The sequence below is a fragment of the Streptomyces sp. NPDC005863 genome, from assembly GCF_042871345.1.
In the GTDB taxonomy this organism is placed as follows: domain Bacteria; phylum Actinomycetota; class Actinomycetes; order Streptomycetales; family Streptomycetaceae; genus Streptomyces.
The window spans coordinates 153,993-160,089 of sequence record NZ_JBIAII010000017.1 but is presented as its reverse complement, the minus strand read 5'-3'; the positions used below and the strand labels follow the sequence as shown (position 1 = coordinate 160,089).

The 6,097-nt window shown below is 69.3% G+C and carries 8 protein-coding genes, 1 tRNA gene and 1 riboswitch; of the genes, 4 read left to right on the top strand and 5 right to left on the bottom strand.

Annotated elements, in window-relative coordinates:
* Positions 1–91: 91 nt before the first annotated feature.
* The 3 genes from ACFYO9_RS37295 to ACFYO9_RS37285 form a co-directional block, all read right to left on the bottom strand.
* On the bottom strand, positions 92–412 hold the full coding sequence (locus tag ACFYO9_RS37295; RefSeq protein WP_150168366.1) for a multidrug efflux SMR transporter: 321 nt from the start codon (positions 410–412) through the stop codon (positions 92–94).
* A 46-nt stretch (positions 413–458) separates the two neighbouring features.
* Positions 459–530: riboswitch (guanidine-III (ykkC-III) riboswitch) on the bottom strand.
* 80 nt (positions 531–610) lie between these two features.
* Positions 611–913 (bottom strand): co-chaperone GroES, encoded by a 303-nt coding sequence (locus ACFYO9_RS37290; protein WP_055568690.1) that lies wholly within the window; start codon positions 911–913, stop codon positions 611–613.
* Positions 914–1,019: 106 nt separating this feature from the next.
* Complete coding sequence (locus ACFYO9_RS37285; protein ID WP_388667086.1) at positions 1,020–1,340, bottom strand: DUF3618 domain-containing protein; 321 nt, start codon at positions 1,338–1,340, stop codon at positions 1,020–1,022.
* A 162-nt stretch (positions 1,341–1,502) separates the two neighbouring features.
* On the opposite strand from ACFYO9_RS37285, the gene bcp reads away from it, so the two are divergent.
* The 4 genes from bcp (at position 1,503) to ACFYO9_RS37265 (ending at position 4,981) form a co-directional block, all read left to right on the top strand.
* Positions 1,503–1,970, top strand: coding sequence for a thioredoxin-dependent thiol peroxidase (gene bcp, locus ACFYO9_RS37280; protein WP_355816966.1), 468 nt, complete (start codon positions 1,503–1,505; stop codon positions 1,968–1,970).
* 173 nt (positions 1,971–2,143) lie between these two features.
* Positions 2,144–3,640, top strand: a complete 1,497-nt coding sequence (proP, locus tag ACFYO9_RS37275; protein WP_358778649.1) for a glycine betaine/L-proline transporter ProP — start codon at positions 2,144–2,146, stop codon at positions 3,638–3,640.
* 152 nt (positions 3,641–3,792) lie between these two features.
* Positions 3,793–4,863 carry an HNH endonuclease signature motif containing protein gene (locus tag ACFYO9_RS37270; RefSeq protein ID WP_358778650.1) on the top strand — a complete coding sequence of 357 codons (1,071 nt, stop codon included), beginning with the start codon at positions 3,793–3,795 and terminating at the stop codon, positions 4,861–4,863.
* Positions 4,864–4,896: 33 nt separating this feature from the next.
* A tRNA-Leu gene (locus ACFYO9_RS37265) sits at positions 4,897–4,981 on the top strand.
* Positions 4,982–5,034: 53 nt separating this feature from the next.
* Here ACFYO9_RS37265 and rdgB read toward each other — a convergent pair.
* Positions 5,035–5,640: an RdgB/HAM1 family non-canonical purine NTP pyrophosphatase gene (gene rdgB / locus ACFYO9_RS37260; RefSeq protein ID WP_358778651.1), complete on the bottom strand. Its 606-nt coding sequence runs from the start codon at positions 5,638–5,640 to the stop codon at positions 5,035–5,037.
* Between the two features lie 32 nt (positions 5,641–5,672).
* Positions 5,673–6,068 carry a hypothetical protein gene (locus tag ACFYO9_RS37255; RefSeq protein ID WP_355816958.1) on the bottom strand — a complete coding sequence of 132 codons (396 nt, stop codon included), beginning with the start codon at positions 6,066–6,068 and terminating at the stop codon, positions 5,673–5,675.
* Between the last annotated feature and the right edge of the window lie 29 nt (positions 6,069–6,097).

Below are 6,097 nucleotides of genomic sequence, written 5' to 3'. Positions count from 1 at the left end.
CCTCCGCCTTGCATCTCGACGCGCCAGACCCCGCTCACCAGCACGAAGACGCGCGGGCCACCCGGATGCGACCTGATCCGCCGGACAGGCCCTAGTGCCCGGACGTCGCCTTCAGGCCGACCACGGCGACCAGCAGCAGACAGACGAAGAAGATCCGCGCGGCGGTGACCGGCTCACCCAGGATCACCATGCCGAGCACCGCCGCGCCGGCGGCGCCGATGCCGACCCACACCCCGTAGGCCGTACCGATCGGCAGCGTCTTGGCGGCCTGCGACAGCAGCATCATGCTGGCGACGATGCCCACGCCGGTGAACACGCTGGGCCACAGCCGCGTGAAACCGTCCGTGTACTTCATCCCGATCGACCAGCCCACTTCGAGCAGACCGGCGACGATCAGCAGAACCCAGGCCATGACGGCACCTCCGACGAGTGATACGCGAGAACGCGTTACCTGATGGGGTGCGTCGTCTTTGCGGAAAACCCGGTACGGCGCGTCTCGTCGGGGTCGTTCCACGGTAGCAAAACCCATGCGAAAGGGCCGGTGACACCGGTCACCGGCCCCTCACAGGTCCATCGCGCGCGGACGGCTACAGATTTCGCGCGCGGACGGCTACAGATAGAGACCCGTCGAGTCCTCCGAGCCCTCGAAACGGTCGGCGGCCACCGCGTGCAGATCGCGCTCACGCATCAGGACGTAGGCCACGCCCCGCACCTCGACCTCGGCGCGGTCCTCCGGGTCGTACAGGACCCGGTCACCGGGCTCGACCGTCCGTACGTTCTGCCCGACCGCGACCACCTCGGCCCAGGCCAGCCGCTTGCCCACGGCAGCGGTCGCGGGGATGAGGATGCCGCCGCCGGAGCGCCGCTCACCCTCGCTGGTGTCCTGCCGCACGAGCACGCGGTCGTGCAGCATGCGGATGGGCAGCTTGTCGTCGTGGGGGATCTTCTCGCTCACGCCCCAGAACCTACCTGCCCCGGCCGCCGCCGTGGCCTCCCGGGTCGGCGCTCGCCCGCCGGCCTCAGTCGGCGCGCCGCCGCGAGCTCACCACGAGGAGCCCCACGAGGCCCACCGCCACCAGGGCGACCGGCACGATCCGCTCGATGCGCGGCGCGCCGTCCTCCCTGACCAGCTGGCCCCGCAGGTCCGAGACGACGCGGTTCGCACCGACGTACGCCCGTCCGAGCGTGTGGTCCACGCTGGAGGCGACCTTCGCCTTCGCGTCGCCGACGATCGTCTTCGGGTGAACACGCACCCCGATCTCGTCGAGGGTCTCGGCCAACTGGTCGCGCCGGCGCTTGATGTCCGCCTCGATCTGCGCAGGGGTCCTGGCATCCGACACCGCGCTGCCTCCGTCGTCGTAGCTGAGAATCTGAACCGGTCACTCCGTGAATCCTTACCCCACAGTCTGTCAGCTTCGCGCGCACCGCACCCCACGGCACCCCTATTACGCTCGACTCCGTCATCACACCCCCGACGCACGCCCCGTACGAGGAGACCGCGCATGAGCGAGCGACTGCAGCCCGGCGACACCGCCCCCGCCTTCACCCTGCCCGACGCCGACGGCAAGGACGTCTCGCTGGCCGACCACAAGGGCCGCAAGGTCATCGTCTACTTCTACCCGGCCGCCCTCACCCCCGGCTGCACCAAGCAGGCCTGCGACTTCACCGACAACCTCGACGCGCTGGCCGCCGCCGGCTACGACGTCATCGGCGTCTCGCCGGACAAGCCGGAGAAGCTCGCGAAGTTCCGCGAGCAGGAGAACCTCAAGGTCACGCTGGTCGGCGACCCGTCCAAGGAGACCCTCGCGGCGTACGGCGCCTTCGGCGAGAAGAAGCTCTACGGCAAGACGGTGACCGGCGTGATCCGCTCGACCGTCGTGGTCGACGCGCAGGGCAAGGTCGAGCACGCGTTCTACAACGTGAAGGCGACGGGGCACGTGGCGAAGATCATCAGGGACCTCGGCGTCTGAGCGGCCGCCCGCCGGGCCCGTGCTGGGCCTGTTAGGCCTGCCGAGCCTCCGCCGAACTGTGACGAAGCCCCCCTCACGGGGGGGGGCTTCCGTTTGCATCGGCCATCTTCGAGCAAGTGATCCCACGGGGGATTTCACGGGGGACTTGTACGAAGAATGAAAGGAACCACTCCATGGCGGCCAACGAAGAGATCGCGGCCGACGCCGAGGCGGTGAAGCGGCACCGGAACCTCTTCCGGGCCGTGAAACGACGCAAGAACCCGCCCCTGCGCCGGACCGACATCACGGTCACCGACGAGGCCGCCGTCAAGCGGGCCGTCAAAGCCGCCTCGCTCGGCAACGCCATGGAATGGTTCGACTTCGGCATCTACAGCTACCTGGCCGTCACCATCGGCCACGTCTTCTTCCCGTCCGGGAACGACACGGTCCAGCTGGTCTCGTCCTTCGCCACCTTCGCGGTCTCCTTCCTGGTGCGCCCCATCGGCGGCATGGTCTTCGGCCCGATGGGCGACAAGATCGGCCGCAAGAAGGTCCTCGCACTGACGATGATCATGATGGCGATCGGCACGCTCGCCATCGGCCTGATCCCGTCCTACGCCACCATCGGTTTCTGGGCGCCGGTCCTGCTGATCTTCTTCCGCCTGGTGCAGGGCTTCTCGACCGGCGGCGAGTACGGCGGCGCGTCGACCTTCATCGCCGAGTACGCCCCCGACAAGCGCCGCGGCTTCTTCGGCAGCTTCCTGGAGATGGGCACCCTCGCCGGGTACACCGGCGCGGCGGGCCTGGTCCTCATCCTCAACTCCGCCCTCGGCTCGGACGCCATGGACTCCTGGGGCTGGCGCGTCCCGTTCCTCGTGGCGGGCCCGCTCGGCCTGGTCGGCCTCTACCTGCGGCTCAAGCTGGACGAGACCCCCGCGTTCCAGAAGATGGAGGACGCGACCTACCACTCGGCCAGCGAGGGCGCCTCCGCCGTGGAGACCACCGCCAAGGGCGACCTCGCGAAGATCTTCCGCGACCACTGGCAGACGCTGATCCTGTGCATCGCCCTGGTCGGCGCGTACAACATCACCGACTACATGCTCCTGTCGTACATGCCGACGTACCTCTCCGACGAGCTCGGCTACGACGACTCGCACGGCCTGCTCATCCTCATCGGCACGATGATCGTCCTGATGCTGATCATCACCCAGGTCGGCAAGCTCTCCGACCGCTTCGGCCGCAAGCCGCTCCTGATGACGGGCATGGTCAGCTTCCTGGTCCTCTCCATCCCCGCCTTCCTCCTGATCAAGCAGGGCAGCCTGGTCGCGGTCTCGGCCGGCATGCTGCTGCTCGGCCTCTCGCTGCTCTGCCTGCTCGGCACGATGTCGGCGACGCTCCCGGCCCTGTTCCCCACGTCGGTCCGCTACGGCTCCCTCTCCGTCGGCTACAACCTCTCCGCCTCCCTCTTCGGCGGCACGGCCCCGCTGGTCATCACGTCGCTGATCAGCGTGACGGGGACGGACATGATCCCGGCGTACTACTCGATGGCGGCGGCGGTCGTCGGCGTCATCGCGGTGGCCTGCATGAAGGAGACGGCACAGCAGCCGCTGACGGGTTCACCGCCGTCGGTGGAGACGAAGGAGGAAGCCGCGGAAATGGTCGAGTCCCAGTCCCCGTCCCCGAGGTTCTGACCCTCGCGCCCTCCCTCCGCGACGGCCCGCCCGACTTGCACCCACAAGTGAGGCGGGCCGTTCCGCGTTCCGGGCGTAACAGTCCGATTTTCGGTTCGTTAGGCCGTACGAGGCTGCGAACGCGTGGCCGGGACGAGAGAAGGAGCACGGAAGTGACGAGCAAGCCTTATCCGCCCCTCGCAACCCGCGCCAGTTCTCGCCAACCGGCCCACGCATATAGCAAGGACCTGCTCGCCCCGGTCGTCGCCGAGGCCAGCAACTGGACCGATCTGATGCGGCGCCTCGGTCTCGGAGTGAACGGTGGCCAACGGCGTGTGCTGCAGGAGAAGGTCCGCGACCACGGTCTCGACACGAGCCACTTCGTCAAACGCAGTCCTTGGCGGAAGTACCCGGACGCCGCCATCGCGGAAGCCGCCGCATCCTCCTCCTCACTCCGCGAAGTGGCACTGAGGCTGGGCGCGACGCCGGCCACCGGCACGCTCTCCCACATCCGGCGCCGCATACGCGCAGCGGGCATCGACATCAGCCACTTCCCCTGCATCGGCCGCACCGAGCCGGACCTGCCCTTCACCACCGAGGAGCTGCGGGCCGCTGCCGCCGCCTCCACCAGCGTGCGCGGTGTGGCCCGCACACTGGGCGTGCCCGACGACAGCCGTTCGCGCGCCACGCTGAGCCGCATGCTGCGCACCCAGCGCATCGACACCGGGCACTTTTCCTATCGGCGCGTGGCGATCCCGGAAGAAGATCTCCGCGACCAGGTGCGAAGCGCCACCAGCTACGCCGACGTGATGCGTGGCCTCGACATGGAGGTCAGCGACACGAACCACCGACGCGTCCGGCGGGCGGCGGCCCGTCTCGGCCTCGACACGAGCCACTTCAGGCGCCGAGCCTGGGGACAGCCGGACCGCCCCAGGCAGGCACCGGCCGCCCAGCGGGTACTGGTGGTCCTGCCGCCGCAGTCGGGGCGCACCAACCGCAGTCAGCTCCACCGAGCCCTGACCGAGATCGGCGTCCCCTACGAGTGCACGTCATGTGGCAACACCGGAGTCTGGCTGGGCCAACCGATCACGTTGCAGATCGACCACGTAAACGGCCACTGGCGGGACAACCGACGGGCGAATCTGAGATATCTGTGCCCCAACTGCCATGCGCTGACCGAGACGTGGTGCCGCCAGAAGCGAAGGTCGCCCCTCGCCGGGCAGCCTGCCCAACCCTTAGACTGAACGCCGCCGGTCAGACCGTGTGACCGTTTTTGAGCGGCCGTGATGGAATTTGGCAGTCATGCTGGGTTTAGGTCCCAGTGGGTTAACACCCGTGTGGGTTCGAGTCCCACCGGCCGCACTCCCAGCGGACCGTGGGCCGGTCGTCCGAGACCGGCCCACGGTCCGTTCACGTCAGCCCAACAACTCCCGCACCACCGGCACCAACCCCCGGAACGCCTCCCCGCGATGGCTGATCGCGTTCTTCTCTGCTGCCGTCAGTTCCGCGCACGTGCGGGTCTCGCCGTCCGGCTGGAGGATCGGGTCGTAGCCGAAGCCGCCCGTGCCCGCGGGGGCGTGGCGCAGGGTGCCGGGGAGGTGGCCCTCCACCACGCGTTCCGTGCCGTCCGGCAGGGCCAGCGCCGCCGCGCAGGCGAAGTGGGCGCCGCGGTGTTCCGGTGCGTCGATGTCGCCGAGCTGGGCCAGGAGCAGGTCCAGGTTGGCCTGGTCGTCGCCGTGGCGGCCGGCCCAGCGGGCGGAGAAGATGCCGGGTGCGCCGCCGAGGACGTCGACGCAGAGGCCGGAGTCGTCGGCGACGGCGGGCAGGCCGGTGGCCCGGGCGAGGGCGTGGGCCTTGAGGAGGGCGTTCTCGGCGAAGGTGACGCCCGTTTCCCTGACGTCGGGGATCTCGGGGTACGCGTCCGCGCCGACGAGTTCGTGGTCGAGGCCTGCGTCGGCGAGGATCGCCCGGAGTTCCGTGATCTTGCCGGCGTTGCGGGTGGCGAGGATGAGGCGGGTCATTCCCCCAGTATCGCCGCCCCCGGCAGGCCCGCTTACGGCGTGCAGACCTTCGTCAGTTCGCCCGCCGCGTCCGTGACGGGGCCGACGTCCGGGGTCGCGTCGCCGTTCCTGATGGCGGTGCGGACGTTGCCGACGGCCTGGTCGAGGTGGTCGACCGCCTTGTTCACGTCCGTGTCGTCGGTCTTCTCGTCGATCTTGTCGAGGTTCTTGCCGATGTCGTCGAGCGCCCGGTCCGCCGCGGCGGGGTCGTCGCCGGCGTTCTCCACGGCCTGCTGGAGGTCGGTGACGCTGTCGGCGATGGTGTCCGCGGTCTGGACGCAGTCCAGGGCCTTGGAGACGGCGTCGCAGCCGACGAGGCCCACGCCGGCCGGAATGACGATCAGTGCCGTGGCGACGGCGGTGGCGATACGACGGTGTCGCGCGGCCATGGTTCGGTCCCTCCCCGGGTACGTACGGA

What these genes read in the sequence shown, in the direction of transcription:
- ACFYO9_RS37295 (WP_150168366.1), bottom strand. Translation starts at nt 412, where the DNA reads ATGGCCTGGGTTCTGCTGATCGTCGCCGGTCTGCTCGAAGTGGGCTGG.
- ACFYO9_RS37255 (WP_355816958.1), bottom strand. Translation starts at nt 6,068, where the DNA reads ATGGCCGCGCGACACCGTCGTATCGCCACCGCCGTCGCCACGGCACTG.
- bcp (WP_355816966.1), top strand. Translation starts at nt 1,503, where the DNA reads ATGAGCGAGCGACTGCAGCCCGGCGACACCGCCCCCGCCTTCACCCTG.
- ACFYO9_RS37290 (WP_055568690.1), bottom strand. Translation starts at nt 913, where the DNA reads ATGCTGCACGACCGCGTGCTCGTGCGGCAGGACACCAGCGAGGGTGAG.
- rdgB (WP_358778651.1), bottom strand. Translation starts at nt 5,640, where the DNA reads ATGACCCGCCTCATCCTCGCCACCCGCAACGCCGGCAAGATCACGGAA.
- proP (WP_358778649.1), top strand. Translation starts at nt 2,144, where the DNA reads ATGGCGGCCAACGAAGAGATCGCGGCCGACGCCGAGGCGGTGAAGCGG.